At 71.7% G+C, this 25,423-nt stretch carries 29 protein-coding genes; 11 read left to right on the forward strand and 18 right to left on the reverse strand.

What is annotated here, in order from left to right; translation table 11 throughout:
* Window positions 1-71 precede the first annotated feature (71 nt).
* The 13 genes from csrA to DEJ21_RS03655 all read right to left on the reverse strand — a co-directional run bounded on the left by csrA (window position 72) and on the right by DEJ21_RS03655 (window position 10,728).
* A complete protein-coding gene (gene csrA / locus DEJ21_RS03595; RefSeq protein ID WP_111223716.1) occupies window positions 72-350 on the reverse strand; it encodes a carbon storage regulator CsrA in 279 nt (92 codons plus the stop codon).
* Between the two features lie 4 nt (window positions 351-354).
* Window positions 355-1,320, reverse strand: coding sequence for a hypothetical protein (locus DEJ21_RS03600; protein WP_146247691.1), 966 nt, complete (start codon window positions 1,318-1,320; stop codon window positions 355-357).
* Window positions 1,295-3,349, reverse strand: a complete 2,055-nt coding sequence (locus tag DEJ21_RS03605) for a flagellar biosynthesis protein FlhA (protein ID WP_111223718.1) — start codon at window positions 3,347-3,349, stop codon at window positions 1,295-1,297. Before DEJ21_RS03605 ends, DEJ21_RS03600 begins: the two co-directional genes overlap by 26 nt.
* Complete coding sequence (locus DEJ21_RS03610; protein ID WP_111223719.1) at window positions 3,346-4,539, reverse strand: flagellar biosynthesis protein FlhB; 1,194 nt, start codon at window positions 4,537-4,539, stop codon at window positions 3,346-3,348. The genes DEJ21_RS03605 and DEJ21_RS03610 overlap by 4 nt, the downstream gene beginning before the upstream one ends.
* 4 nt (window positions 4,540-4,543) lie before the next feature.
* Window positions 4,544-5,302 carry a flagellar biosynthetic protein FliR gene (locus DEJ21_RS03615; protein ID WP_071403902.1) on the reverse strand — a complete coding sequence of 253 codons (759 nt, stop codon included), beginning with the start codon at window positions 5,300-5,302 and terminating at the stop codon, window positions 4,544-4,546.
* A complete protein-coding gene (locus DEJ21_RS03620) occupies window positions 5,302-5,577 on the reverse strand; it encodes a flagellar biosynthetic protein FliQ (RefSeq protein ID WP_017887433.1) in 276 nt (91 codons plus the stop codon). The genes DEJ21_RS03615 and DEJ21_RS03620 overlap by 1 nt, the downstream gene beginning before the upstream one ends.
* 9 nt (window positions 5,578-5,586) lie before the next feature.
* Window positions 5,587-6,423, reverse strand: coding sequence for a flagellar type III secretion system pore protein FliP (gene fliP, locus DEJ21_RS03625; protein ID WP_027465540.1), 837 nt, complete (start codon window positions 6,421-6,423; stop codon window positions 5,587-5,589).
* Window positions 6,420-6,980 (reverse strand): flagellar biosynthetic protein FliO, encoded by a 561-nt coding sequence (locus DEJ21_RS03630; RefSeq protein ID WP_071403903.1) that lies wholly within the window; start codon window positions 6,978-6,980, stop codon window positions 6,420-6,422. Before DEJ21_RS03630 ends, fliP begins: the two co-directional genes overlap by 4 nt.
* A gap of 9 nt (window positions 6,981-6,989) precedes the next feature.
* Window positions 6,990-7,694, reverse strand: coding sequence for a flagellar motor switch protein FliN (fliN, locus tag DEJ21_RS03635; protein WP_111223720.1), 705 nt, complete (start codon window positions 7,692-7,694; stop codon window positions 6,990-6,992).
* Window positions 7,694-8,572, reverse strand: coding sequence for a flagellar motor switch protein FliM (locus DEJ21_RS03640; protein ID WP_111223721.1), 879 nt, complete (start codon window positions 8,570-8,572; stop codon window positions 7,694-7,696). The genes fliN and DEJ21_RS03640 overlap by 1 nt, the downstream gene beginning before the upstream one ends.
* A 143-nt stretch (window positions 8,573-8,715) precedes the next feature.
* Window positions 8,716-9,645 carry a flagellar motor protein MotB gene (locus DEJ21_RS03645; RefSeq protein ID WP_110863814.1) on the reverse strand — a complete coding sequence of 310 codons (930 nt, stop codon included), beginning with the start codon at window positions 9,643-9,645 and terminating at the stop codon, window positions 8,716-8,718.
* Between the two features lie 2 nt (window positions 9,646-9,647).
* Window positions 9,648-10,463: a motility protein A gene (locus DEJ21_RS03650; RefSeq protein WP_111022847.1), complete on the reverse strand. Its 816-nt coding sequence runs from the start codon at window positions 10,461-10,463 to the stop codon at window positions 9,648-9,650.
* Between the two features lies 1 nt (window position 10,464).
* Window positions 10,465-10,728, reverse strand: coding sequence for a flagellar FlbD family protein (locus tag DEJ21_RS03655; protein WP_372495779.1), 264 nt, complete (start codon window positions 10,726-10,728; stop codon window positions 10,465-10,467).
* A gap of 167 nt (window positions 10,729-10,895) precedes the next feature.
* On the opposite strand from DEJ21_RS03655, the gene DEJ21_RS03660 reads away from it, so the two are divergent.
* The 8 genes from DEJ21_RS03660 (at window position 10,896) to DEJ21_RS03695 (ending at window position 19,765) form a co-directional block, all read left to right on the forward strand.
* The gene (locus DEJ21_RS03660; protein ID WP_111223722.1) at window positions 10,896-11,975 is read left to right on the forward strand and encodes a hypothetical protein; all 1,080 of its coding nucleotides are present in this window, start codon (window positions 10,896-10,898) and stop codon (window positions 11,973-11,975) included.
* A 109-nt stretch (window positions 11,976-12,084) separates the two neighbouring features.
* Entirely contained in the window at window positions 12,085-12,924 is an 840-nt protein-coding gene (locus DEJ21_RS03665; RefSeq protein WP_111223723.1) for a DUF4397 domain-containing protein, read from the forward strand.
* Window positions 12,925-12,938: 14 nt separating this feature from the next.
* The gene (locus DEJ21_RS03670; protein WP_181435765.1) at window positions 12,939-13,571 is read left to right on the forward strand and encodes a class F sortase; all 633 of its coding nucleotides are present in this window, start codon (window positions 12,939-12,941) and stop codon (window positions 13,569-13,571) included.
* A gap of 68 nt (window positions 13,572-13,639) precedes the next feature.
* Window positions 13,640-14,185, forward strand: coding sequence for an RNA polymerase sigma factor (locus tag DEJ21_RS03675; RefSeq protein ID WP_071244624.1), 546 nt, complete (start codon window positions 13,640-13,642; stop codon window positions 14,183-14,185).
* Window positions 14,182-14,979, forward strand: coding sequence for an anti-sigma factor domain-containing protein (locus tag DEJ21_RS03680; protein WP_111223725.1), 798 nt, complete (start codon window positions 14,182-14,184; stop codon window positions 14,977-14,979). Before DEJ21_RS03675 ends, DEJ21_RS03680 begins: the two co-directional genes overlap by 4 nt.
* Window positions 14,980-15,089: 110 nt before the next feature.
* Window positions 15,090-16,658, forward strand: a complete 1,569-nt coding sequence (locus DEJ21_RS03685) for a UDP-N-acetylglucosamine 1-carboxyvinyltransferase (protein WP_171907747.1) — start codon at window positions 15,090-15,092, stop codon at window positions 16,656-16,658.
* 214 nt (window positions 16,659-16,872) lie between these two features.
* Window positions 16,873-18,006, forward strand: a complete 1,134-nt coding sequence (locus DEJ21_RS03690; RefSeq protein ID WP_111223726.1) for a DUF475 domain-containing protein — start codon at window positions 16,873-16,875, stop codon at window positions 18,004-18,006.
* Window positions 18,007-18,163: 157 nt separating this feature from the next.
* On the forward strand, window positions 18,164-19,765 hold the full coding sequence (locus DEJ21_RS03695) for a Na+/H+ antiporter (RefSeq protein WP_111223767.1): 1,602 nt from the start codon (window positions 18,164-18,166) through the stop codon (window positions 19,763-19,765).
* Between the two features lie 122 nt (window positions 19,766-19,887).
* Here DEJ21_RS03695 and DEJ21_RS03700 read toward each other — a convergent pair whose 3' ends face one another.
* Window positions 19,888-20,835 carry a GlxA family transcriptional regulator gene (locus DEJ21_RS03700; protein WP_111223727.1) on the reverse strand — a complete coding sequence of 316 codons (948 nt, stop codon included), beginning with the start codon at window positions 20,833-20,835 and terminating at the stop codon, window positions 19,888-19,890.
* Between the two features lie 115 nt (window positions 20,836-20,950).
* Between DEJ21_RS03700 and DEJ21_RS03705 the strand changes: the two genes are divergently transcribed.
* The 3 genes from DEJ21_RS03705 to DEJ21_RS03715 all read left to right on the forward strand — a co-directional run bounded on the left by DEJ21_RS03705 (window position 20,951) and on the right by DEJ21_RS03715 (window position 22,242).
* Window positions 20,951-21,586, forward strand: coding sequence for an isochorismatase family protein (locus DEJ21_RS03705; protein ID WP_111223728.1), 636 nt, complete (start codon window positions 20,951-20,953; stop codon window positions 21,584-21,586).
* Between the two features lie 89 nt (window positions 21,587-21,675).
* Entirely contained in the window at window positions 21,676-21,831 is a 156-nt protein-coding gene (locus DEJ21_RS03710; protein WP_017887460.1) for a hypothetical protein, read from the forward strand.
* Between the two features lie 120 nt (window positions 21,832-21,951).
* On the forward strand, window positions 21,952-22,242 hold the full coding sequence (locus tag DEJ21_RS03715; protein WP_111030022.1) for a helix-turn-helix transcriptional regulator: 291 nt from the start codon (window positions 21,952-21,954) through the stop codon (window positions 22,240-22,242).
* A gap of 25 nt (window positions 22,243-22,267) precedes the next feature.
* Here DEJ21_RS03715 and DEJ21_RS03720 read toward each other — a convergent pair whose 3' ends face one another.
* The 4 genes from DEJ21_RS03720 to DEJ21_RS03735 form a co-directional block, all read right to left on the reverse strand.
* Window positions 22,268-22,942, reverse strand: coding sequence for a cation diffusion facilitator family transporter (locus tag DEJ21_RS03720; RefSeq protein ID WP_375342393.1), 675 nt, complete (start codon window positions 22,940-22,942; stop codon window positions 22,268-22,270).
* A complete protein-coding gene (locus DEJ21_RS03725; RefSeq protein ID WP_111223730.1) occupies window positions 22,939-23,265 on the reverse strand; it encodes a helix-turn-helix transcriptional regulator in 327 nt (108 codons plus the stop codon). Before DEJ21_RS03725 ends, DEJ21_RS03720 begins: the two co-directional genes overlap by 4 nt.
* A gap of 442 nt (window positions 23,266-23,707) precedes the next feature.
* Window positions 23,708-24,883 carry a flagellar hook protein FlgE gene (locus DEJ21_RS03730; protein WP_110863826.1) on the reverse strand — a complete coding sequence of 392 codons (1,176 nt, stop codon included), beginning with the start codon at window positions 24,881-24,883 and terminating at the stop codon, window positions 23,708-23,710.
* A gap of 73 nt (window positions 24,884-24,956) precedes the next feature.
* Window positions 24,957-25,400, reverse strand: a complete 444-nt coding sequence (locus DEJ21_RS03735; RefSeq protein ID WP_071403921.1) for a flagellar hook assembly protein FlgD — start codon at window positions 25,398-25,400, stop codon at window positions 24,957-24,959.
* Window positions 25,401-25,423: the final 23 nt, after the last annotated feature.

A 25,423-nucleotide genomic window follows, 5' to 3' on the forward strand; every position in this document is an offset into this window, starting at 1 on the left:
TGACGGACACACAGCCGCAGCCGTGATCGACGAGCAGCCGCGCCCGTGACGGGCGTGGCTGCGTGGGACGCCTAGGAGCCGGTCGGTCCCGACGGGGTCGAGCCGTCCGCGGCAGCCCCGCCACGCGCCCCGAGCGCCGCGCGCAGCTGCGCCTCGGCGTCGTCACCGACAGCGGCGGCCTCGGCGTTCGCCTCGGCGACCGCACGCACGACCTCTTCGCGCTGGATCTTCACGCCGCGCGGGGCGTCGATGCCGATCCGGACGCCGTCGCCCCGGGAGTCGAGCACCGTGATGACGATGTCGTCGCCGACGAGGATCCGCTCGCCGACCTTCCGCGTGAGTACCAGCACCGGTTCAGCCTAGCGACACGACGGGCAGCCCCAGCAGGTCCACCGACCCGGGCGTGGCGGTCTCCCCCGCACCGATCGCCACGACACCGACCACGGGCAGCCGCGAGGCCACCGCGGACACCATCGCGGCCGAGTCCGCCGGCTTCCGACCGACGTCGACCACGACCCACACCTGGTCGGCCTGCAGCGCGTCGCCGGTCGTCCGGTCGTCCCACGCGGCGACGGCGAGCACGGCGTGACCGTCGCGGACGCCGTCGGCCCGCGCCAGGATCGCGGCACGGCGGTCGGCGGCGTCCGTCGGCCGGAGCGTGTGCCGCACCGCGAAGAGCCCGGCGGCCGCGTCGACGTCGTTCGGCCGCCCGACCAGGAGCACCAGGTCGCCGTCCGCAGACCGCACGGCGGGCGCGGTGGACCGGGCCACCGGAGGAGGCGAGGGCGCGTCGAGGACGCGGGACGGGCCTCCCGACCGGGTCTCGACGACCGGCTGCGCGACGGCCACCGCCTGCGTGTCGACCACCGTCTGCGCGTCGACGGCGGCCTGGAGGCGCGGGTCGACCCCCGCGGGCACGTCCGGCTCGGCGGGCGCGCGCGTCGGGCGCGGGGCGCTCGGCGTGATGCCGTCCGCCTGAAACCCGTCGAGCACCGACGCGAAGGCATCGGCCCGCGTCGTCGCGGTGCCGTCAGTGCCGGCGATGCGGGCCTCGGCCGCCTCGGCGTCGGCGAGCAGCGCGGCGATGCCGACGCGCTGCACGGGCGAGTCGGCGATGACGACCCGGGCGGTGGGTTGGTCCCCCGGTTCCGGCACCTCGACGGTGGCCTCGACGTGCGCCTTGCGGAACAGTCCGCCGAAGCCCTGCGTGGTCACGCGTTCGGCCGCGACGATCCGCGCACCCGCGCCGAACTCGGTCCGGACCGCGTCGCGGACGGACTCGAGCGTGGCGCCGCTACGCTGCAATCGGGTCGGCGGCACGGACCACTCCCACGGTCTCGATGGTGGAGCCCGCCGCGGTGGCCTCCTGGTACGACAACACCGGGAGCCCGTTCGACTGGGCGGCGACCATGCGGTGCACGGCCGGGCGGAGCTGCGGGGCGCAGACCAGGACGGCGGAGAGCCCTTGGTCCTCCACGGAGCGCACGGCGTCGCGGACCGAGCCCAGGACCTGCTCGATGCGGTGCGCGTCGAGCACGATCTGGCTGCCCTGCTCGGACGGCCGGAGCCCCTCGAGCATCGACTGCTCGAGCATCGGGTCGATCATGATGACGCGCAGCGTGCCGGCGTCGGTGTGCCGGGCGGCGAGGGCCGGGCCGAGGGCCGCACGGGCGGACTCCACGAGCCCCTCGGGGTCGGTCGACACCTTGGCGCGGAGCGTGAGGGCCTCGCAGATCCGGCCGAGGTCGTTGATCGGCACGCGCTCGGCGAGCAGGCCCTGCAGCACCCGCTGCAGCTCGGCCATCGAGAGCATGCCGGGGACGAGCTCCTCGACCGCGGCGGGGTTGACCTGCTTGACGCCCTCGGTCAGGACCTTGACGTCCTCGCGGGTGAGCAGGCGCGCGGCGTTGTCGCCGATGACCGCCTGCAGGTGGGTGACGAGCACCGAGACCCGGTCGATCACGGTCGCGCCGGTCATCTCGGCGGCGTGGCGGAGCTCAGCGGGCACCCACTTGCCGGTCAGGCCGAAGACCGGTTCGACGGTCGAGGTGCCGGGCAGGCCGTCCAGGTGGTCGCCGAGCGCCAGGACGCTGCGGGCGGGCGCGGTGCCCCGACCCGCCTCGACGCCGGCGATCCGGATGGCGTACGTCGACGGCGGCAGGTCGATCGAGTCGCGGGTGCGGACCGGCGGGACGACGATGCCCATGTCGATCGCGATCTTGCGGCGGAGGGCGCGCACCCGGCCGAGCAGGTCGTCGGAGGCGCCGGACACCATGTCGACCAGGTCGGGGGCGAGCAGGATCTCGAGGGCGTGCACGCGCATCTGCTCGAGCAGGTCTTCCGGGGTGTCGCCGGTCGGTGCCGCGGCCGCGAGTGCCTGCTGCTGGGCGGCGTCGGCCTCGGCCCGGGCGGCGTTCCGGCCGATGCGCCAGCCCGTGAAGAGCAGGGTCGCACCGACGATCAGGAAGGGCAGGATCGGCATGCCGGGGATGAACCCCATCGCGATCGCGGCGACACCGGCGATCATCAGGGCGTTCCGCGACTGCGACAGCTGGGTCGCGGCCGAGGACCCCATCTCGGACTCCGCGCCGGACCGGGTGACGATCATGCCGGTCGACACCGCCATCAGCAGCGCCGGGATCTGCGTGACCAGGCCGTCGCCGATCGTCAGGATGCCGTACTTCGACAGGGCGTCGGTGGCGGACAGTCCGTTCTGCAGCATGCCGATCGCGATGCCGCCGATCAGGTTGATGATGATGATGAGGATGCCGGCGATCGCGTCGCCCTTGACGAACTTCGACGCACCGTCCATCGCGCCGTAGAAGTCGGCCTCGGCGGACACCGCGGCGCGGCGCTCCTTGGCTTCCTGGTCGGTGATCAGCCCGGCGTTCAGGTCGGCGTCGATCGCCATCTGCTTGCCCGGCATCGCGTCGAGGGTGAAGCGTGCCCCGACCTCGGCGACGCGCTCGGCACCCTTCGTCACCACGACGAACTGGATGACGATGAGGATCAGGAAGATGACCGCGCCGATGATGATCGACCCGGAGACGGCGACGTGGCCGAACGCCTGGATGACGTCACCGGCGAACCCCTCGCCGAGCACCAGCCGGGTGGACGCGACGTTGAGGCCGAGCCGGAACAGCGTGGCGACGAGCAGCAGGGACGGGAACACCGAGAAGTCGAGCGGCTTCTTCACGAACAGCGTCGTGAGCAGGATCACCAGCGCCAGCAGGATGTTGATGATGATCAGGAAGTCGAGCAGGAACGACGGCACCGGCAGGATCAGCAGCAGGATGATGCCGACGATGAACACCGGGACGACGAGCTTCGGCAGGTCCTTGCGGTTCATGCGGGGAGTCCTTCGGTCTGGTTCTCTGCGGTGCGCGGTGTGCGGAGCCTGCGGGGGCGGAGGTCACCGGTCAGGGTGGCGGGGTCGATGACGCTCGCGACCTCGTCCGGGGTGGTCGGACGCGGCGGCGCGTGTGTGCCGGCCGCGGTGCCGCGGGCCTTGAGCGCCATCACGAAGGACAGGACGCGGGCCACGGGCGTGTACAGGTCGACGGGGATCTCGTGCCCGAGCTCGCACGCGGCGTGCAGCGCACGGGTGAGCGGGACGTCGCGGACGATCGGCACCCGCTCTTCCTCGGCACGGGCGCGGATGACGTCGGCGACCGGGCCGGCCCCCTTCGCCACCACCCGGGGCGCGGACTTCCCCGGCTCGTACTTGATCGCGACGGCGTAGTGGGTCGGGTTCGTCATCACGACGTCCGCGGTGCCGATGGCCTGGATCATCCGGTTGCGGCTCATCGCGAGCTGACGGGAGCGTCGCTGCGACTTCACCAGCGGGTCGCCGTCGCTCCGCTTGTTCTCGTCCTTGACCTCGCGTTTGGTCATCATCGTGCGCTTCCGGTTGCGGCGGATCACCACGAACACGTCGAGGGCTGCGAGGACGAGCCCGGCGACGATCGCGGCGCGCAGCAGGGTGCCGGACCCGGCGGCGGCGGCCTCGAGCACGGCCGACAGCGGCAGCGAGCCGCTCGTCATCAGGACCGGCATGAGCCCCTGCACCGCGAACCAGAGGACGAGCCCGACGACGGCGGTCTTGAGCAGCGCCTTCGCCCCGTTCCAGAGCGCCTGGGTGCCGAACACGCGCTTCAGTCCGGCGACGGGATCGAAGTGGTCGGGCTGCGGCGTCATCTTGCGGAAGTGCACCCCGCCCTGGGTGACGGCGGCGGCGAGCACCGCGACCGCGACGACCGCGAGCATCGGGCCGAGGGTCGCACCCATCGAACCGAGGGCGTCGGCGAGCAGGGCCTGCACGGCACCGAGCTCGGGGTCCTCGATGACCCGCTGCACGGCGAGGAGCTGGTCCTGCCCGGCGGCCGCGGCGTTGCCGATCGCGGCAGGGATCATGAGCGCCGCGACGGCGATCCCGATCCACGCGCCGAGGTCCTGCGAGCGACCGATCTGGCCCTTCTCGTGGACCTCGCGCATCCGCTGCTGGGTTGCCTGTTCGGAACGTTCTCCGCTGTCGGACACGTCGTCACCCCCGTCCCGTGATCGCCTCGACGGCGTCGCCGGTCAGCGAGGACACCACCGAGGGCAGGGCCATGAAGAGCGCGCCGGCGAACAGGACGGTCAGGCCGATCTTGATCGGGAAGCCCATCTGGAACGCGTTGAGCGCCGGTGCCACGCGGGTCAGCAGCCCGAGGCCGACATCGGCCAGGAACAGCACGACGACGAGCGGTCCGGCGATCTGCAGGGTGGCGAGGAACATCTGCGACATCGCCGTCACGAGCATCGACGCGAGCCCGTCCACCGCGAAGGTGCCGGTGAGCGGCACGGCGTCGAACGACCGCACCAGACCGCCGACGATGAGCTGGTAGCCGCCCGAGGTGAAGAGCAGCGCGAGCGCGGTCATCTGGAACAGGCGGGTGAACTGGGCGCCGTTGACCTGGGACTGCGGGTCGAACGCCTGCGCGAGCGTGAACCCGCCGAACAGGTCGATGAGCGCACCCGCCGACTGGACGGCGGCGAACACCAGGAACACCAGGAACCCGAGGGACAGCCCGACGACGAGCTGGGTGAGCAGGGCGAGCAGGAACGGCCCCGTGTCGAGCGACTCGTAGCCGACGGCGACGCGCGGTGCGACGCCGATGGCGAGCCCCAGCCCGAGGATCACCTTGACGGTGCCGGGGAACGCCCGGTACGAGAACGGCGGCGCGATGACGAAGAACGCGACGAGCCGAACGCCGGCGAGCATGGTCGCCTCCAGACGGTCGGCGTCGATGCTGAGCTCCATCAACCGGCCCCGAGCAGCTTCGGGATCATGTCGAAGGCGACGTGCGTGAACGCGATCATCTCCGAGATCATCCAGTTGCCGCAGACCACCAGGGCGATCGCGACGGCGACGGCCTTCGGCACGAACGAGAGCGTGACCTCCTGGATCTGCGTCACCGACTGGAACAGCGAGATCGCGAAGCCGACGACGAGCGAGGTGACGAGCACCGGGGCGGCGAGCTTGCCGGACACCAGGAGCGCCTGGAGCACGAGGTCGATGACGGCCTGCTGGTTCATGCGTGCCCCCTAGACAACGTGGTAGCTCTCGATGAGCGACGTGATGATGAGGCCCCAGCCGTCGACCAGCACGAAGAGCAGGATCTTGAACGGCAGCGAGATCATGACCGGCGGGAGCATCATCATGCCCATCGACATCAGGGCCGCGGAGACGACGAGGTCGATCACCAGGAACGGGATGAAGATGACGAACCCGATGATGAACGCGCTGCGGAGCTCCGAGATGATGAACGCCGGGATCACCGTCGTCATCGGCACGTCCGCCATCGACTTCGGGTTGTCGAGCCCGGCGGCGCGGGTGATCAGGGCGACGTCCTCGTCGCGGGTCTGGTGGAGCATGAAGGTCCGCAGGGGCTTCGTGCCGATCTCGACGGCCTGGTTGAAGTCGAGGTGCCCGGCCAGGTAGGGCTGCAGGGCGTCGTCGTTGATGTGCCCGAGCACCGGTGCCATCACGAACAGCGACAGGAACAGCGCAAGTCCGGCGATCACCTGGTTCGGCGGGATGGACTGCAGCCCGAGCGCGTTCCGGGTCATCGCGAGCACGACGAAGATCTTCGTGAACGAGGTCATCATGAGCATCAGCGCGGGTGCGACGCTCAGCAGCGTGATGCCGATGAGCGTCACCACGGCCGACGACGGGGTGCCGTCCGGGCCGTTCACGCTGACGCTGAAGTCACCGGTCGCGGGGGCGGTCGGGGTCGCCGGGGCGGTGGGTTCGACGACACCGGCGGCGTGCGCACCGGTCGTCGTGAGCATCAGGAACCCGGCCACGACCGCCAGGCCGAGCAGGACGAGGGCGACGAGTCGACCCGACCGTGCCAGCCGGTGCGGCCCTGCCGCGGTCACCCGGCCCGCCGGTTCCGCAGCGCGGCGGCGGCCTGGCGCCAGGTGTCGACCGACAGGATCGAGCCCTGCAGCTGCTGGGCGCTCGGCACGGCGCGCTGCGGGCGACGGTTGCGCGGGCGCATCGGCAGCGGCGCGACGGCGCTGGTCGCGTCGGTCGTGCGGGTCACGTCGTCCGTGTCTGCCGGGAGGCCCGTGGTGGCGTCCGACTGCTGCGCGAGTTCCCGACCGAACGCGTCGGCCGACGGGGCGGGACGCACGGGCAGCGCCACCGGTCCGGTCACGATGGTGAGTTCCGGCGCGGGCGCCTGCCCGCTGGTGAGCAGGTTGACCCCGTGCTCGGACACGCCGAGCACGAGCCGCTCCCCCTCGACGTCGACCACGACGACGCTCGCCTTGCCGCCGATGCCCTGCCGACCGACGACCTCGACGGTCGCGGCACGACGGCCCGACGGCTTGCCCGAGAAGCGCTTGCGGCTCGCGCGGTGCAGCACCCACATGAGGGCGAGCACGACGCCGAGCGAGAGCGCGACGCGGAGGGTGACGACGAGGGTGTCCACGCGCGGGTCTCAGACGCTCTCGGCGACGTCGAGGATGCGGGTGATCCGGACCGCGTAGTCCTGGTCGACGACGACGACCTCGCCGTGCGCGATGAGGCGGCCGTTCAGCAGGACGTCGGCGGGGGCACCGGCACTGCGGTCGAGCTCGACGACGGCGCCGGGCTCCATGCCGAGCACGTCGCGGACCGACATCCGGGTGCGGCCGATCTCGACCGTCAGGGTCATCTCGACGTTGTTGATCCGGCCGAGGTTGCCGGCGGGCAGGTTCGCCACGACGGGCGCCGACACCGTGCCGTTCTCGCGGATCCGGATGCCGAACCACCCGGCGGGCAGGCCACCGGCGGTCAGTTCGAACACGACGGTGTCCGGGTCGGCCAGCAGCGACGCGGCCGACTCGCGGTTCGCCTCGCCGAGCACCCCGACGCCGAGGACCCCGGCCGCGGCCTCGAGCGACGGACGCAGGACGTCCGTGACGGCCACGATGCCGTGGTCGGTGCCTCCGGCGGCCGTGATCGACTCGAGGTCGGTGAGCACGAGCGCCAGATCGGCCGACAGGCCGCCGACGAACGAGGCGACCACGGCGTTCGTCGCCGCGTCGAGCACGACCGGTGTCGCGCCTCCAGGCAGGAGCACCGCGGTCAAGGGGGCGGCCGTCGGGAGCTGCGCCGCGAGCGACTCGGCCGCTGCGGTGTGGAGGGTGGTCGTTTCGGTCATCAGTGCTGCTCCGTGCTCGTGGTGGTGACGACGATGCCGGCGAGGCGCGAGCCGTTCGCGCCGACCGCGGCGGTGCCGACGGGTTCGCCGTCGACCGCGATGGTGAGGGGCCGGTGCTGCGGGTGCGGCAGCGGCAGGACGTCGCCGACGGCGAGCCGCAGGACCTGCGTCGGCAGGACCGCGGCCGGGGCGAAGCGCAGGCTGACGCCCACGGGCACGCTCTCGAGCTGCGCGTCGAGCTGGGCTCGGGCGTCGGCGGGCGACACGTGCGCGGCGGCCTCGCCGAGCTGCGGCAGGACGGCCTCGGCCGGCAGGGCCAGCGTGCCGGGGGCGATGCGGTCGCCGACCCGGATCGAGAACGAGGCGACGATCATCAGGTCGCCCTTCTGCGCGGCCTGGGCGAACTGGCTGTTGAACTGGAACCCGCCGACCGTGACGTCCTGCGCGAGCAGCCCGCCGAACGAGTAGCGGAGGTCGTCGAGGGCGTCCTCGACGATCTTGCGGACCAGGGCCTGCTCGATGGGCGTGAAGGTGCGGTCCGGCGTCGGCAGCGGCTTCGAGGCGCCCAGCGCGTGGGACACCCACGTCAGGGCGGCGTCGAGCGGGACCTGCAGCACGCCCTTCGGGGTCAGGCCGGTGATCGGCAGCAGCACCATGCCGGTGAGCGCGGGCAGCGACGCGGCGTACTCGTCGTACGTCGTCATCTCCACCTGCTCGCAGGTGACCTGGCTGACCGCGCGGACCTTCGCCGTCAGCTGCGTGCCCCACTGGCGCGCGAACGTCTCGAAGGCGAGCTCGAGGACCCGGGCGTGCTCACGGGCCAGCGTCGACGGGCGCGCGAAGTCGTACACCTCGGGCGCTGGCAGGGTCTCGGTCACGGGTGCGTCTATCGGTCACCTGTGGGGCACCCGTCAGTGCTGTACCCCGTAGTGGGGCGGTGGCGTCAGCGATGGTGCGCTCCGCCCGCTGCGTGTCTCGGCCCTGCTGCGCTCCGTGTCCCAGCCCTGCTGCGCTGCGTGTCTCAGCCCTGCTGTGCTCCGTCCTGCGCCTTGGCCAGCGCCGGCATGAGGGCGCTGACGTCCTGGTCGGCGTTCGACAGGACCACGATGTCGACCCGCCGGTTCAGGGCGAGGTCGCGGTCCGTGCCGCCCTTCGCCAGCGGCCGGCTCGACCCGAAGCCGACGCTCTGCACGTGGTCGCCGGGCATCCCGCCCCGCTCGACCAGGTCGCGCAGGACCCCGGTCGCCCGCGCAGCGCTGAGCTCCCAGTTGGTGGCGTACGGCGCGGTCGAGTTCCGCTGGTCGGCGTGCCCCTCGACGCTGACGTCGTGGGCAGAGGTCTTCAGCACCGGCGCGATGGCGTCCATGATCGACCGCGCCTGGTCGGACAGGTCCGCGCTGTTCGTGCCGAAGTACGTCTCGCTGCCGATCAACCGGACGATCAGGCCGCGGGCGTCCACGGTGAACTGGACGTTCTCGGTCTGGCCCGCCTTCGCCAGGTTGCGCTGGATCGCACGCTCGAGCTTCGTCAGGTCGTCGAGCTCGCGCTTCGCCTCGGCGAGGTCCTGCTTGCTCGCCGTCGTCGGCACCACCGTCGACGCGGGGTCGACGTTGGTGTCCTTCGTGCCCGACGACGCGGTCGAGTGGTCGGCCTGGGACTTGTCCGTCGAGTAGCCGGAGCCGTCCTCGACCTGGTCCTTCGTCACGACGGTGCCGCTCGCGGTGTCGATCTTCTGCGAGTCGACCTCGCCGAAGCCGGTGGCGAGTGACTGCTTCAGCTGGATGTACTTCTCCTGGTCGACGGTGGACATCGCGAAGAGCACGAGGAACATGCACATCAGCACCGTGATCATGTCCATGTACGACGCCATCCAGCGCTCGTCGGGGTGCTCGGCCTCGTCGTGGGACTTCTTCGCGCGACCGCGGCCGCGGCCCCGGGGGTTGGCGCTCACGGTCAGGCCGCCAGCTGCTGGTCGTCGGCCGCATCGGCCTTCTTGCCCGCCTTGCCACCCGTGTCGGCGCGGGCGGCGGGCGGGACCATGGCCTTCAGCCGCTCACCGAGCAGACGGGGCTGGCTGCCGGCCTGCACCGCGAGCAGCCCCTCCATCAGGAGCGTCTGGCGGTCCGACTCGAGCTGGGCGAGCTTGCGGAGCTTGCCGCCGATCGGCAGCCACATGAAGTTCGCGGTCAGCAGGCCCCACAGCGTGGCGACGAACGCGCTGGCGATCAGCGGTCCGAGCTCGTCGGGCTTGCCGAGGTTCGCGAGCACGTGGGTCAGCGAGACCACGGTGCCGATGATGCCGACGGTCGGGGCGAAGCCGCCGAGGCCCATGAAGAACGCGCTCGCGCTCCGGGTCGGGGCCGCGTTCGACTCGATCTCGTCCTCGAGCAGGATCCGCAGCTCGTCACCGTCGGTGCCGTCCGCGATGTTCTGCAGCGCCTTCTTCATGAACGGGTCGTCGTGCTTGTCGGCCTCCTGCTCGAGGGCGAGCAGGCCGTTGGCGCGGGCGGTCTCGGCGAGCCCGACGACGTCGTCGATGACCGACGCCGGCGGGGTGACCTTGCCGGTGAACGCCTTCGGCACGGCCTTGAAGCTGGCGATCGCGTCCTTCAGCGTGGTGCTCGCGATGCCGCAGCCGATGGTGGCACCGAACACGAGCAGCATCGGGGCGGGCAGGAAGAGTCCACCGAGCTCGACGTGCTCCATCTGGACCATGCCGAACAGGGCGCCGAAGGCGAGCAGGATGCCGACGATCGTTGCGATGTCCACGTCAGCGACCCCCGTCCAGCGCGCGACCGTGCTGCGTGGAGCGGAGCGCGGCGACCGGGGCGAGCGTCGGCAGCGGGCCGGTGTTCGTGCTCGAGCGGGGGGCCTGGTCGGTGCCGTAGGCCATGCCGACGATGCGTGCGCGGTACGCGGCGATCAGGTCGATGACGTCGGCCATCGACTCCCGCACGATGTACTTCGCGCCGTCGACCATGATGAGCGTCGTGTCCGGCGTCTCCTGGATGCGCTCCACGAGATCGGGGTTCACAGCGAATCCGCTGCCGTTCAGTCGTGTGACGACGATCATGGCCCGTCCTGGTTCTCGATCGTCCCGCCGCCGTCCGTGGGGCGGGATGCGGGCCCGTCCGTGGGCCTGCACGGAGGACTATCGGCGGGTGCGACGGGTGCGTTAGCGGCCGTCACTAGCCTGGTTCGGTGATCGATGCCTCGGACCTGCTCGCCCACCCGCGTGGTCGGCGCTTCTGCCTGGAGCTCGTCAGCGGTGTCCAGGACCCCGACGACCCGGCCGCCCTGCAACTCGGCGACCTGCTCTTCTGGGCGGAGCACCACCTCGGCGTCGAACGCGGCGACGACCGAACGCTCTTCGGCATCGGTGGTGCGGTCGAACCCGAGCCGGCTCCGGACCTGGCAGCGGTGGCGAGCGCACTCGCGGCGGTGTCTCTGCCGTCCGTGGGCGAGGACGACGTCGTGGTCGCACTCGAGTCGACTGCGGAGAGCGCGCTGTGGTGGCAGCAGCCCGATGCGCTGGACGCGCTCCTCGCTCGGACGGACCTGCAGGCCGCGCTCCGGCGGCTCGCTCGCTGGGCGGTCGACAGCCCGGTCGTGCGCAGGCTCTTCGACCCGCAGGGCGGAGCATGGACCGTCGAGTTCGACGAGGACGAGCAGCCCCGACGTCCGGGAGCGGCAGAGGCGCTCGCTGACTGGTCCCGGGAGCTGCGCCGCGAGGACGCCGAGGGGAACCCGGGGGTGGCCAGCGGTGTGTGGTGGACCACGCCGCCGTGGCCGCTCGCGCAGCACACGCGAGCGCCGTTCCCGCCCGCCGGGCCGCTGGCGCTCTGGGCGGTCGAGGACTCCTTCGGGCAGGAACGCGCCGTCGTCTCGGCGGTGCCCGCCGATGTCACGGCGCGCGTGTGCACCGTCGACGGTCCCGCCGACTGGGCCGCGCTGTGCCGACGCTGGCCGCTCGACGTGACGGGGACGACCCGACGGAACGACTGGGCCGTGGCGACCGGACGGCAGGGCGACTGGGTGCAGCCGGACTGGTCCGCGGTGGCCACCGAGTACGACGTCGTGCACCTAACCGTCGCGGGCTGGTTCCGCACTTCCGGGCTCACCGTGCCGGTCGACGGCCGCCGCGCGAGCGTCGTCGCCGGGTGGACGCCGGACTCCGCGTACCGGCTCACCGACCGGGGAGCCGGGGACGAGGCCGTCACGGGCGATCCGGAGACCTGGTCGCGTCCGGGCAACGCTGGGGTCTGGCGCCGTCTCAGCTGATCCCCAGGAAATCGCTGCATCCGATCGGGGTGCTCCGGCGGTAGTGGGGGTACGACGTCGAGGACGACGTCGTCCGCACCGGCCCGGACCGGCCCGAAGGAGACACGTCATGCGCAAGACACTCGCCACCGGCCTCAGCGCCGGTGTCCTGTTCGCCGCCGCTGCGGCCGTACTGCCCGCGACCGCTGCGACCGCCGCCACCGGCGAGGCGACGCTCTCGGTCCTCCACGCCGTCCCCGACGTCACCGTCGACGTCTACCTCGACGGCGAACGTGCCATCGACGACTTCACCCCGGGCACCCTCGCCGGCCCGATGATGGTGCCGGCCGGTGCACACCAGCTCGCGATCACCGCCTCGGACGCCACCGACGCGTCGAAGCCGATCATCGGCCCGGCGGACGTCTCGTTCGACGCCGGCGGCAACTACACCGCCGTCGCCCACGACGCCACGGACGGGTCGCCGACCGCCACGGTGTTCACCAACGACACCTCGGCCGTCGCGGCCGGCCAGGGACGCCTGGTCGTCCGGCACGTCGCCGCCGCACCGGCCGTCGATGTCCTCGCCGGTGGGAAGGCCGTCGTGTCGAACCTGTCGAACCCCGACGAGCAGGCCCTCGAGCTGCCGGCCGGCACCGTGTCGGCGACCGTCGCCGCCACCGGGACCACCGACCCCGTGATCGGCCCGGCAGACGTCGCGGTCACCGCGGGCTCGTCGACCATCGTCTACGCCTGGGGCAGCCTGGACGACGACAACCTCGCCCTCGCCACGCAGACGATCGCGGACCTCGGTGGCACGCCGAACGGCGTCCCCGCCGGGAACGCCGGTCTCGTGGCCACGAACGACCAGGACCCCCTGCCCCTGGTCGGCGCAGCGGCGGCCGCACTGGCCGCCGCTGCCGCGATGGGGGCCGTGGTGCTCCGCCGCCGGCACGCAGCGACCCGCCGCTGAACGTGCCACGCCCCGTGCGGTCCGCCACGGTGACGCTCGTCGTCGCCGTGGCGGCCGCCGCCCTGACCGGGTGCTCGTCGGCCGGGACCACCCCCGGCGGGCAGCCGTCCGTCCTGCCGACCACCACCCCCACACCGGTCCCGTCGGCGTTCTCGACCGAGGTGCCGCAGCAGGCCGCCACGATCCCCCCGGTCCGGGACGCCCCCGCCCCGACCACCATCACCGTCGACCACGCCGGGATCAGCGCGCCGATCCGCCCCGAGGGGGTCGACGAGGACGGCGCGATGGCGCTCCCGCCCGACCCGGCGACCGCGGGCTGGTACCGGTTCGGTGCCGCCCCGTCGTCCTCCGAGGGCACCGTCGTCATCGCGGCCCACGTCGACGCGGTCGGCTACGGCATCGGCCCGTTCTCCCGCCTCGGCGACGCTCCGACCGGCACCCGGGTCACCCTGACCGACGCGGACGGTGCCGAGACCGCGTGGCGGATCGACTCCGTCAGCATGCTCGAGAAGCAGGGACTCCCCTGGGGCGAGGTGTTCCGTGACGACGGACCACGACGGCTCGTCCTGGTGACCTGCGGCGGGACGTTCGACGCAGCCACCGGACACTACGAGAGCAACCTCATCGTCACCGCGGTCCCGGCCTGACCGTGGCGACGATCCGCCCCCTACGATCGGATCGTGGTCGACGACGACCGCGCCAGCGACAGGAAGACGTGACGACCATCCTCCCGGACGACAGCGAGCTCTCGGACGCGTTCCGCGCCGGGGGCGAGCACGCCCTGCGAGCCGTCTACGAACGGTGGTCGTCGCTCGTGTACTCGCTGGCCCTGCGCGCCCTGGCCGACCCGGCCGCCGCGGAGGACGTCACGCAGCAGGTCTTCGTGAAGGCCTGGCAGCGCAGCACGAGCTACGACCCCGGCCGCGCCCCGCTCGGCGCGTGGCTGGTCGGCATCACCCGGAACTGCATCGCCGACGCGCAGAACGAGCGTCGCCGGCACGCCAGCGCCGCCGACCCGGACGTGGTCGAGGAGACCACCCCGGCGCCGGAACCGGCCTTCGACCTGGCCGAACGCGCCCTGGTCGCCGGCGAGCTCGAGCGGCTCGACGAGGTCCCACGGCGCGTGATGCGACTGGCGTTCTACGACGACCTCAGCCATCGTGAGATCGCCGAACGGCTCGAACTGCCGCTGGGCACCGTCAAGAGCCACATCCACCGAAGTCTGGCTCGGCTCCGAACACGTCTGGAGGTGATCGAATGAAGCACGTCGACGACGAGACGCTGGCGATGCTCGCGGTCTCCGACCAGGTCGCCGCGGACGACGTCGCCGAGCACCTGGCGTCCTGCGACCGGTGCCGCGACGAGGTCGCCGCGCTGCAGCGGGTCGCCGCGGTGACCCGGGCGTCCGAGGACGTCACGCTGGCCGCGCCCCCGGAGCACGTGTGGGACCGGATCGCGGCCGAGATCGCCCGGACGCCGCAGCAGGCTGCGGCGCCGGCGACCGACCCCGGACGAGCGGCCGAACGCGCATCCGTCGCCACGCCGTCCGACGCGCAGCACCTCGCCGTGGCCCGCCGACCCCGATCCCGTCCGCGTCGTCGCCGTGTCCTGGCGCTGGTGATCGCCGGCGTCGGCGTGCTCGCCGTCGTCCTCGGCATCGGTGTGGCGTCGGGGATCGTCCCCGGACTCCCCCGCGGCGACACCGAGACCGTCCTGGCGAACACCGAGCTCGCAGCGCTGCCCGGTTGGTCGGGGACGACCGGCCGTGCCGAACTCGAACGTGACCAGGACGGACGGGTGACCCTGCTCGTCGACCTGCACGGAGAGCGCGGTCGCTCCGGCACCGGTCCGCTGCGCGAGGTCTGGATGATGCGGTCGGACCTCGGCGGACTGGTGAGCGTCGGCTACCTCGACGGCGACCAGGGCCGCTTCACGGTGCCCGACGGCGTCGACACCGCGGAGTTCCCGGTCGTGGACGTCTCGGCCGAGGCCGACGACGGCGATCCGGCGCACTCCGGTGACTCGATCGTCCGGGGCACCCTGACCGATCCCTGAGCAGTTTCGTCCCCCGAAATTCCCAACTGTGACGTATTCGAGACCTCAGGACGCGCGACGGGTGTCGATCTTCCACCGCTTTATCTCATGAGCGTGTTAGCGTGGCGCGCATGACCGACACCACCACCGTCGTCTCGCCGGCATCTCCGGCGACCGCAGCACCCCTCCGTGAGGTCGGCGCCCTGATCCGGGGCGCCCGCAAGGGCCGCAGCATGACGCAGGCCCAGCTCGCCGAACGCGTCGGCACCAGCCAGAGCGCCATCAACCGCATCGAGCAGGGCGGGCAGAACCTGTCCCTCGAGATGCTCACCCGCATCAGCGACGCTCTCGACCAGCAGATCGTCTCGATCGGCGGCGCCCCGCAGCGTGCCCACCTGCGCGTCCAGGGCGGCCGGAAGCTCAGCGGCTCCATCGCGGTGAACTCGAGCAAGAACGCCGCCGTGGCACTGCTCTGCGCCTCGCTGCTCAACCGCGGCGTGACCCGGCTGCACAAGGTCGCCCGGATCGTCGAGGTCGACCGCATCATCGACGTGCTCCGCAGCCTCGGCGCGAGCGTCACCTGGTCGGAGGACGGCGAGACCCTCGAGATCGTCGCCCCCGACGACCTGCACCTCGACGCGATCGACGCCGACGCCGCCCGCCGCACCCGCAGCGTGCTCATGTTCCTCGGCCCGCTCAGCGGCCGGTACGAGTCCTTCCGCCTGCCCTACGCCGGCGGCTGCGACCTCGGCACCCGCACGGTCGAGCCGCACCTCATCGCGCTGCGTCCGTTCGGCGTGGACGTCGAGGCGACCTCCGGTTGGTACGAGGTCGACGTCGCGAACCAGGCCGTCCCCACCAAGTCGGTCGTGCTCACCGAGCGCGGCGACACCGTGACCGAGAACGCGATCCTGGCCGCCGCGGCCCGCGACGGCGAGACCGTCATCCGGAACGCCAGCCCCAACTACATGGTGCAGGACCTCTGCTTCTTCCTCGAGCTGCTCGGGGTGCAGATCGAGGGCATCGGCACCACCACGCTCCGCATCACCGGCAAGAGCAAGATCGACGAGGTCGTGGACTACTGGCCGAGCGAGGACCCGGTCGAGGCGATGAGCCTGCTGACCGCCGGGATCGTCACCGCGTCGACCCTCACCGTGACCCGGGCGCCGATCGAGTTCCTCGAGATCGAGCTCGCGACCCTGGCCGAGATGGGCCTGCGCTTCGACGTCACCGAGGAGTACGCCGCCGCCAACGGCCGCACCCGCCTCGTCGACATCACGGTGTACCCGTCCGAGCTGCACGCGCCGATCGACAAGATCCACGCGATGCCGTTCCCCGGCCTGAACATCGACAACCTGCCGTTCTTCGTCGTCATCGCGGCCATGGCCGAGGGCACCACGCTCGTGCACGACTGGGTCTACGAGGGCCGGGCGATCCACCTGCTCGACCTCACCCGCCTGGGCGCGAGCGTCACCCTGCGTGACCCGCACCGCCTCGACGTGACCGGGCCGACGCACTTCTCCGGCGCTGAGATCAGCTGCCCGCCGGCGCTGCGTCCCGCCGTCGTGATCCTGCTGGCGATGCTCGCGGCGAAGGGCGAGAGCGTCCTGCGCAACGTCGGCATCATCGCCCGTGGCTACGAGCAGCTGCAGGAGCGCCTCAACTCGCTCGGCGCGTCCATCGAGACGTTTCACGACTGACGCTGAACCCCCGCAAGACACCGGTGTTCGCCGGTTGAACACGCGCAGACCGCGGTTCAGCACGCGAACACCGGTGTCTTGCGTTTCCCCCTGACGGCCCGTCCCCGCAAGTGGGGACGGGCCGTCACCCGTTCTGCGGGGTCCCCACGGGCCTCCAGGCCGATGCCCAGGAGCGCTCCATGCGCCGCCCAGCCCGACCGTGCTGGATGGGCAGATGGCCACGAGATCACTCCTGACCGTCCCCCTGCTCAACACCGTCGCGGCCGCCGCGGCGGCCTGGCTGGTGCTCGGCCCCGCCGCAGCGCTCGCCTTCGTCGCCCTCGCGTTCCTCGAGATCGCGATGGCCGCGGACTCGTCCGTGCCGATGGCCGGCATCGCCGGCCGGCTGCACTCCCCCGCCCGGCGGCTGTTCCTGTCGCTCGGGATCGTCGCGGGCGTGCTCGCGATGCGCCTGCTCCTGCCGCCGGCCGCCGTCGCGGTCGGTGACGCGACCGACCCGGCCAGCTCGGTGGAGGAAGCCGTCTTCGCGCCCGGCTCGTTCTCCGCACACCTGGCCGAGGTGCGTCCGGCCCTCGCCGCCTTCGGCGCCGCGTTCATCTGGCAGGTCTTCGCCGAGTACCTGTTCAACACCGACCGCGCGTCACGCAGGTCGTGGCTGGGCAGCCTGGAGGCGCGGCTCGCCTCCGTCGCGCGACCGCGCGTCTGGTCACTGGTCACCGCTGCGACGGGGGTCGTCGTGACCTCCGTGCTCGTCGGGTCGCGTTCCGGCTGGGCCGCCGGTGCGCTGCTGCCGGTCGCGCTCGGCGGGGTGGCCGGTATCGCGGCGTACCTCGTGTCGAAGCGGACCGCGGCGTGGGCGCTGCGCAGCGGCCCCGGCGGCGGCGGGTCGGACACGGCGTCGATCGGGGTCGGCCGCGGAGCCTGGCGCATCCACCTGTACGCGTCGACGGTCGTGTTCGAGCGGGGGCTCGTCGTGTTCATGCTCTTCGAGATCCTCGACGGCGTGTACAGCCTGTCGGGGTCCGGGCCGCTCGGGTCGGACGGGCTCGGGGCGCTGGAGCAGGCCGCGGTCGCCATCGGGGCGATCGGGGTGGGCGCGGTGTTCCTGGCCCGCCTGACCTCGCGGGTCGACCAGGCTGCGGGGCTCAAGCGGCTTCGGTACCTGAAGGCCGGGGCGGCGTACGTCCTCGGGGTGCTGTCGGTGCTGCTGTGGGCGAGTCTGCTCGTGCCGATCCCGGGCGTCGTCGTGGGGTGGTTCGGGACCGTCGTGATCGGGTCGGCGCTGGTGAGCTCCCTGCCGTGGCGGGCGTGGTGGCGGCGGGTGGTGCGGCGGCCGCGGGCGGTGTGAGCGGCGGGTTGTGACGCGTCGTGCGGTGTGGTGCGGCGCGTCGTTCGGCTGTGCGCGGCGCGTCGTCCGGCTGTGTGCGGCGCGTCGTCCGGCTGTTCTGGAAGGATCCACCGTGGATCGGCGTTGACTGGCGGGTCGGACGACGATCGGAGTGCACGTGCTGGGACCGGAACTGGTGGTCGTGCTCGGCCTCGCCATCGCACTGACGGCGGCCGTGGCCGACCGGATCCGGATCGCACCACCCGTGCTGCTCCTGGTCTTCGGCGCGCTGCTCGGGCTCGTGCCGGAGTTCGCGGACGTCGAGCTCCCCGCCGAGGCCGTGCTGCTGCTGTTCCTGCCGGCGCTGCTCTACTGGGAGAGCCTGACGACGTCGCTCCGCGAGATCCGGAAGAACCTGCGCGGCATCGTCCTGATGGGCACCCTGCTCGTCGTGGTGACCGCCGGCGCCGTCGCCGTGCTGCTGCACCTTCTCGGGATGCCGTGGGGGCCGGCCTGGGTGCTCGGCGCCGCGGTCGCCCCGACCGACGCGACCGCGGTCGGCGTGCTCACGAAGATGCTGCCGCGGCGGAACGTCACGGTGCTCCGCGCCGAGAGCCTGGTGAACGACGGCACCACCCTCGTCGTCTACGGCATCGCGGTGGCCGTCACCGTCGGCACGCAGGAGCTCACGTTCTGGGGCGTGTCGGGCATGCTCGTCCTGTCCTACATCGGCGGGGTCGCCGCCGGGCTCGCGGCCGCGTGGATCGGGACGATGGTGCTGCGGCGCGTCGACACCGTCGTGCTCGAGAACCTCGTCACCCTGCTCGTGCCCTTCGCAGCCTTCCTGGCCGCCGAGGCCATCGGCGCTTCCGGCGTGCTCGCCGTCGTGGCGGCCGGCATCGTCGTCAGCCAGGTCGGTCCCAAGCTCGACCGAGCCGAGACCCGCCAGCAGGTGCGCGCGTTCTGGTCGTTCCTGACCTTCCTGCTCAACGGCGCGCTGTTCGTCCTGGTCGGCATCGAGGCGATGGTCGCCGCACGTGCACTCGACCCCGCCGACCTGCTGCGCGGGACCGGGATCGTCTTCGCGGTCGCGGTGCTGCTCGTCATCGTGCGGTTTGCGTTCCTCAACGCCGCGGGCGGGACCATCTGGCTCGTCACCCGACGCACCGGCGGAGAACCCCGCGAGGGGCACCGCGACCGGCTCGTCAGCGGGTTCGCCGGGTTCCGGGGCGCGGTGTCGCTCGCCATGGCCGTCGCCGTGCCGCGCACCCTCGAGTCCGGCGGTGACTTCCCCGAGCGGGACCTCATCGTCTTCGTCACTGCCGGCGTGGTCATCGTCACGATCGTCGGGCAGGCCCTCGTGCTGCCGGCCGTCCTGCGCCGTGCCGCGCTCCCCGAGGACGAGTCCGTCAGCGAGGAACGTCGCTACGCCGAACGCACCGCCATCGAGGAGGCGCTCGATGCACTCCCCCGTCTCGCACGGTCGACCGGAGCCGATCGTGCCACCGTTGATCGCCTGCGCAAGGACTACGAGGCGCACCTCGACGTGATCGAGGCCCGCGAAGGGGACGACGACGACCACCCGGCGCTGCAGCGGCACGACAACGCGGTCGCCCTCGAGCTCGCACTGGTCCAGCACAAGGCGAGGACCCTGTTGCGCCTGCGCGACGCCGACGAGATCGACGACCTGGTGCTGCGTCAGGTGCGCGCCGGGTACGACGCGGAAGAGGCGCGGCTGGACGGCATCGAATCAGTGGCGTCACCGCCCACGTCGTCGTAGGGCGACTCCGGGCACACCTGGTCGAAACGGGCGTACCCGGTCGGTCGTTCTGACCAGGTATGCCCGTTCCGCGTTCCCATCGCAGCCGTCATGGGATGGAACGCGCTCGTTCAGCCGGCCGGTCAGGGCCTCGCGTCGAACCTTCGGCGGTAGCTCGAGGGTGTGCTGCCGAAGGCCACGGCGAAGTTCTGCCGCAGCGTGACCGGGTTGCCGAACCCGCACGCTGCGGCGATCCGGTCGACGGGCAGGTCGGTGGTCTCGAGCAGCCGACGGGCCTCGTCCAGACGGCGACTCCGCACCCAGGCCGCCGGGGTGGTGCCGGTCGACGCTTTGAAGGCCCGGACGAAGCTGCGGCGGCTCATGTGGGCCGCCGCAGCGAGTCGGTCGACGCCGAGCTCCTCGTCCAGGTGCTCCACCGCCCAGGCTGATGCCGTCGCCACCGGGTCGTCGCCCCGACGCTGCACGACCGGCCGCTCGATGTACTGGGCCTGCCCGCCTTCGCGGTGCGGCGCGACGACCAGGCTCCGCGCGGCCCGGTTCGCTGCCTCGGCGCCGAGCCGCGTCCGCACGACGTGCAGGCACGCGTCCAGCCCGGACGCCGTGCCCGCCGAGGTCAGCACGTCACCGTGGTCGACGTAGAGCACGTCGGCGTCCACGGTGACGTCGGGGTGCGCGGCGGCGAGCCGGTCGACCTCGCGCCAGTGCGTGACGGCGCTGCGTCCCGCGAGGAGCCCGGCACCGGCGACGGCAATCGATCCGAGGCACAGACCGACCACGACCGATCCCCGGGCGTGCGCGTCGACGACCGCCCGTTCCGTCGGTGCCGGCAGTCGGGTGCCGTCGTCGGTCCTGGACGGCACCACGACCAGGTCGGCGTCCGCCGCGGCGCCGAGCCCCTGCACCGGACCGAGCATCAGTCCCTCGGCGGTCCGGACCGAACCGGGCCGGTCGGAGAACACGACGGTCTCCCAGTCGGCGAGACCGAGCCGGGTGACCTCGTCGAACACCATCTGCGGGACCGACAGGTGGAACATCGTGATGCCGTCGAAGGCGTAGATGGCGATCCGCACGCGGGACTCCTCCGGTTTGGCCTGGATCCATCGTACCGACGCACGCGTGCCAATCGCACCGAGCGCATCGACGGACGAGGATCGTCGAGTACGCCCACCGACCCAAGGAGCTCCCGTGTCCGATCCCCAGCGCGCCCTCGTCCTCGTCGACATCCAGCTGGAGTACTTCAGCGGTCCACTCGAGGTCCGGTTCCCGCCCGTCCGCGACGCGCTCGCGCAGATCACGACCGCGATCGACGCCGCGACCGCTGCCGGCACGCCGATCGTCGTCGTCCAGCACACCGCCGGTGACGCTGCGCCGGTGTTCAACCCGACGACGGAGGCGTTCGCCCTGCACCCCGAGATCGAGCGGCGACGGACACCCCAGTGGCATCAGGTCACGAAGCAGTTCAGCTCCGTCTTCGCCCACACGGACCTGCTCGCCTGGCTGCACGAGCGGTCGATCGACACGGTCACCCTGGTCGGCTTCATGACGAACAACTGCATCATCGCCTCGGCAGCCGAGGCGGAGGCACTCGGCGTCTCGGTCGAGGTGCTGTCCGACGCGACCGGCGCGATCAACATCGTCAACGCCGGCGGGGCCGTGTCCGCCGAGACGGTGCACCGCACGCTCATGGCGTTGTTGCAGTCGAACCTCGCCGCGGTCGCACCGACCGCGGAGTGGACGTCGGCACTCACCGCCGGAGTCGCGATCCCCGGGGACGCGCTGCCGACGTCGGCCGTCGCCGGAACCCAGCGGTTCCCGGGCTGACATCCGTTCTCATCTATAAATGTATTGCTACTTCTGCATATGTGATCTACGCTGAGGGCATCCCAACCGACGATCAGCAGGAGGTCACCATGGCCGAGCACGAGAACAGCGCAGAGCACACCGTCGCCGAGCACACCCACCAGGACGGCTGCGGCCACGAGACGGTCCAGCACGAGGACCACGTCGACTTCGTCCACGACGGACACAAGCACGCCCAGCACGGCGACCACTACGACGAGCACTGATCTCCTGATCAGCGCAGGCCCGTGATCAGCACCGATCGACGGACCTGCACGACGGCCCCGACGCACCGCGCCGGGGCCGTCGTGTTGCATGCACGTATGCGCGTGCGCTTACATGAGTCCATGTCAGACGGGATCGAAGCAGCAGCCGAACTCTTCAAGGCGCTGTCCTCGCCCGCCCGGCTCCGGATCCTGTCGGCGTTGATCTCCCAGCCTTCCGACGTCGGCTCCCTCGCCGAAGCGACCGAGCTGTCGCAGCCCCTGGTGTCCCAGCACCTCCGCACGCTGCGGCTCGCGGGGATCGTGCAGGTCGAGCGCATCGGGCGGAACGCCGTCTACTCGTTGCACGACGAGCACATCGCCCACATCGTCGGTGATGCGGTCAGCCACGTCCGCGAGACCGAAGCCGACTGAACCGCCGGCCGCGGGCAGACTTCGTTCAGCAGCAGTCGCAACCCTCGCCCTCGCGCTCCCCCGTCAGGGCCGACACGGGCTGCTTGCACGCGTCACCGCGCCAGGCTTCGAGTCCCTCGCGTACGGCGAACACCACCACGACGAGTCCGGCGAGCGGGTCCGCCCACCACCAGCTGAACAGGCTGTTCGCCAGCAGGCCGAGCAGCACCGCCGCCGACAGGTAGCTGCAGATCAGCGTCTGCTTCGAGTCGGCGATCGCCGACGCCGAGCCGAGCTCGCGTCCGGTCCGCCGTTCGACGAGGCTCAGGAACGGCATGACCGCCAGGCTCACCGCGGCCAGCACGATGCCGACCGGACTGTGCTCCGGCGACCGGACACCCGTGAAGGTCAGGACGGCATCGACGCTGACCACCAGGGCGAGCCCGAAGAACGAGATCGCGATCACCCGCAGCGCCGTTCGTTCCCGGGCTTCCGGGTCACGCCCGGCGAACTGCCACGCGACAGCCGCAGCCGACAGGACCTCCACGATCGAGTCGAGCCCGAAGCCGATCAGCGCGGTGGAGGACGCCACCGAACCGGCGGCGATCGCCACGATGGCCTCGATCACGTTGTAGGCGATGGTCGCCGCGACGATCCACCGGATCCGTCGCCGGAGCACGCCGACACGAGCCGGTGCGAGCGACATCGCAGCCGTGGTCACCGCTCGACCTCGCATCCGTCGTCGTCGGCGACCTCCACCGCCAGGACCACGGCGACCAGGGACTCGAGCGCGCGGGTGAGGTTGCGGTCCGCGATCTCGTAGCGGGTCCGACGCCCCTCGGGCACGGCGACGACGATCCCGCAGCCGCGCAGGCACGCCAGGTGGTTCGACACGTTCGTCCGCGTCAGCTCGAGTTCCTCGGCGAGCCGCGCCGGGTAGCCGGGTCCGTCGAGCAGCCGGAGCAGGATCCGCGCACGCGTGGGGTCGGAGAGCGCGCGCCCGAGACGGTTCAACACGTCGTGCCGCGAGGCAATGGTCAGCATGCGCTGACCATACATCCGGCCACGCCCAGACCGCCGCCGATCCGGACGACGCGTCGCGCTCCCGGGCAGCGTTCGATCTCAGACCTCCCTGAGCCGACGCCCGGTCAACGCGTCGTTCCAACTCGTGCGGCCGCCAGGAGCACGCGACTCGTGCACGCCGTCGTGGCCGCGTGGTCGATCACACCGCCAGCGGTCGAAGACGCTGCAGCAGCGGTGGTCGGACTGGTGGTTGGTGTCGTGGTTCTCGCGCATCGCACCGATGAGACGTGGCGACACACCGTTTCGTCACGAAGCGGCGCCGAACTCCCTGCACCACGAACGATGGTGAGCAGGAACGGTCGAGTCCCCCTTCAGCACCCGACCGTTCCTGCTCACCAAGCGCCCGCGACGCGACGCGAGACGCGAGCGCAGCGACGCCCGCGACCCGCGCCCGCCCCCGCGCCTAGCGCTTCAGGTTCGTGAGCTCCTGCAGCACCTCGTCCGAGGTGGTGATGATGCGGGCGTTCGCCTGGAACCCGCGCTGCGCCACGATCAGGTTCGTGAACTCCTGCGACAGGTCGACGTTCGACATCTCGAGCGTCCCCGCAGCGAGCGAACCGACGCCCGCCGAGCCGGGGCCGCCGACCGTCGCACCGCCCGAGTTCGCCGTGGCGCGGTAGCCCGACGCCCCGGTCTTCTCGAGGCCGGCCGGGTTGGCGAACGTTGCCAGCGCGATGCGGCCGAGCGCGAGTGACGCACCGTTCGAGAACGTGCCGGTGACGGTGCCGTCCTTCGAGATCGAGTAGCCCTGCAGCGCGCCGGCCTCGCGGCCGTTCTGCGAGCCGATCGCCGCGGTGTTGAGCGAGGCGAACCCGGTCAGGTCGCCCATGTCGACCCGGATGCCCCCGACGGCGAGGGTGCCGCCGGCGGTCAGCTTGCCGTCGGTGCCGAAGGTCAGCGAAGTCGTCGCCGTGGTGCCCTGGCCGTTGCGCCCGGTGACGTCCCAGCCGTCGGCGGTGCGCGTGTACGCGAGCGACATCGTGTGCTTGGCACCCGAAGCGTCGTACACGGTGGCCTCACGGGTGATGGTCTGGCCGACGGCGGTCTCGGACGGCAGGTTCCCGGCGACCGTGGCGGCGGTGGTGCGGACCGCCGGGGCCGCTGCTTCGAGCGGCAGCGTGATGTCGGACAGCTGGCCGTTCTCGTTGACGACGCCGTTCGTGGCCGGGTAGCCCTGCACGATCTTGCCGTCGGCGGTGACCAGGCGGCCGTTCGCGTCGAAGTCGAACGCCCCGGCGCGGGTGTAGACGGTGTCGTTGCCCAGGCGGGTGACGAAGAACCCGTCGCCCGAGATCATCAGGTCGGTCGCCTTGCCGGTGGCCTGCGCCGAGCCCTGCGAGAAGTTCGTGGAGACGCCGGCGACCTGCACGCCGAGGCCGATCTGGGCCGGGTTCGTGCCGCCGATGCCGGTCTGCGGTCCGCCGGCGCCCTGGGTCATCTGCGACAGGGTGTCCTGGAACACGGTGGTCGACGACTTGAAGCCGACGGTGTTCACGTTGGCGATGTTGTTGCCGGTGACGTCGAGCATCTGCTGGTGGGAGCGGAGGCCGGAGATCCCGGAGTAGAGCGAGCGGAGCATGGTGCGTCCTTTCGGAGAGGCAGGAAGAGCGAGGAAGTACGAGGAAGTACGAGGGAGAAGCGAGGAGCGGGCGTCAGGACGCCGGAGCGGTGGTGGTGATGCCGGAGATCACGTCGAGAGCGACCTCCTTCCCGTTCACGGTGACCGTGGGGACGCTGTTCGCGTACGACACGGCCGAGGCGGTCCCGGTGACGGACTTGCCCGAGTCGGCGTCGGTGTAGCTGACCTGCTTGCCGACGAGGTTCGCTGCGGCGATGCGCATCTGGAGCGAGAAGTTCTCGTTCCCCGTCGTGGTCTGGTTGGTGATCTGCTCCATCATCGCGAGCTGCGTCTGCTGGCCGATCATCTGGTTGGTGTCCATCGGCGACGACGGGTCCTGGTTGCGCAGCTGCGTGACGAGCAGCTTCATGAAGACCTCGGAGTCCATCGTCTGGGACTTCTGGGCGGTGGAGTTCGCGGCGAGGGCCGCGGCCTGCGCGGTCGGGTCGACGCTGCCGGTGATGCCGTCGATGGGCATGGTGCGTTCCTGTTCGTGAGCCG

The organism is Curtobacterium sp. MCSS17_006, assembly GCF_003234215.1.
GTDB lineage: Bacteria > Actinomycetota > Actinomycetes > Actinomycetales > Microbacteriaceae > Curtobacterium > Curtobacterium flaccumfaciens.

Excerpts from the sequence above, each read along its gene's own strand:
- DEJ21_RS03615 (WP_071403902.1), bottom strand. The coding sequence starts at position 5,302 with ATGGAGCTCAGCATCGACGCCGACCGTCTGGAGGCGACCATGCTCGCC.
- DEJ21_RS03710 (WP_017887460.1), top strand. The coding sequence starts at position 21,676 with ATGGCCGAGCACGAGAACAGCGCAGAGCACACCGTCGCCGAGCACACC.
- DEJ21_RS03735 (WP_071403921.1), bottom strand. The coding sequence starts at position 25,400 with ATGCCCATCGACGGCATCACCGGCAGCGTCGACCCGACCGCGCAGGCC.
- DEJ21_RS03725 (WP_111223730.1), bottom strand. The coding sequence starts at position 23,265 with ATGCTGACCATTGCCTCGCGGCACGACGTGTTGAACCGTCTCGGGCGC.
- DEJ21_RS03730 (WP_110863826.1), bottom strand. The coding sequence starts at position 24,883 with ATGCTCCGCTCGCTCTACTCCGGGATCTCCGGCCTCCGCTCCCACCAG.
- DEJ21_RS03680 (WP_111223725.1), top strand. The coding sequence starts at position 14,182 with ATGAAGCACGTCGACGACGAGACGCTGGCGATGCTCGCGGTCTCCGAC.
- DEJ21_RS03690 (WP_111223726.1), top strand. The coding sequence starts at position 16,873 with ATGGCCACGAGATCACTCCTGACCGTCCCCCTGCTCAACACCGTCGCG.
- DEJ21_RS03605 (WP_111223718.1), bottom strand. The coding sequence starts at position 3,349 with ATGAACCGCAAGGACCTGCCGAAGCTCGTCGTCCCGGTGTTCATCGTC.
- DEJ21_RS03685 (WP_171907747.1), top strand. The coding sequence starts at position 15,090 with ATGACCGACACCACCACCGTCGTCTCGCCGGCATCTCCGGCGACCGCA.
- DEJ21_RS03665 (WP_111223723.1), top strand. The coding sequence starts at position 12,085 with ATGCGCAAGACACTCGCCACCGGCCTCAGCGCCGGTGTCCTGTTCGCC.
- DEJ21_RS03715 (WP_111030022.1), top strand. The coding sequence starts at position 21,952 with ATGTCAGACGGGATCGAAGCAGCAGCCGAACTCTTCAAGGCGCTGTCC.
- fliN (WP_111223720.1), bottom strand. The coding sequence starts at position 7,694 with ATGACCGAAACGACCACCCTCCACACCGCAGCGGCCGAGTCGCTCGCG.
- DEJ21_RS03620 (WP_017887433.1), bottom strand. The coding sequence starts at position 5,577 with ATGAACCAGCAGGCCGTCATCGACCTCGTGCTCCAGGCGCTCCTGGTG.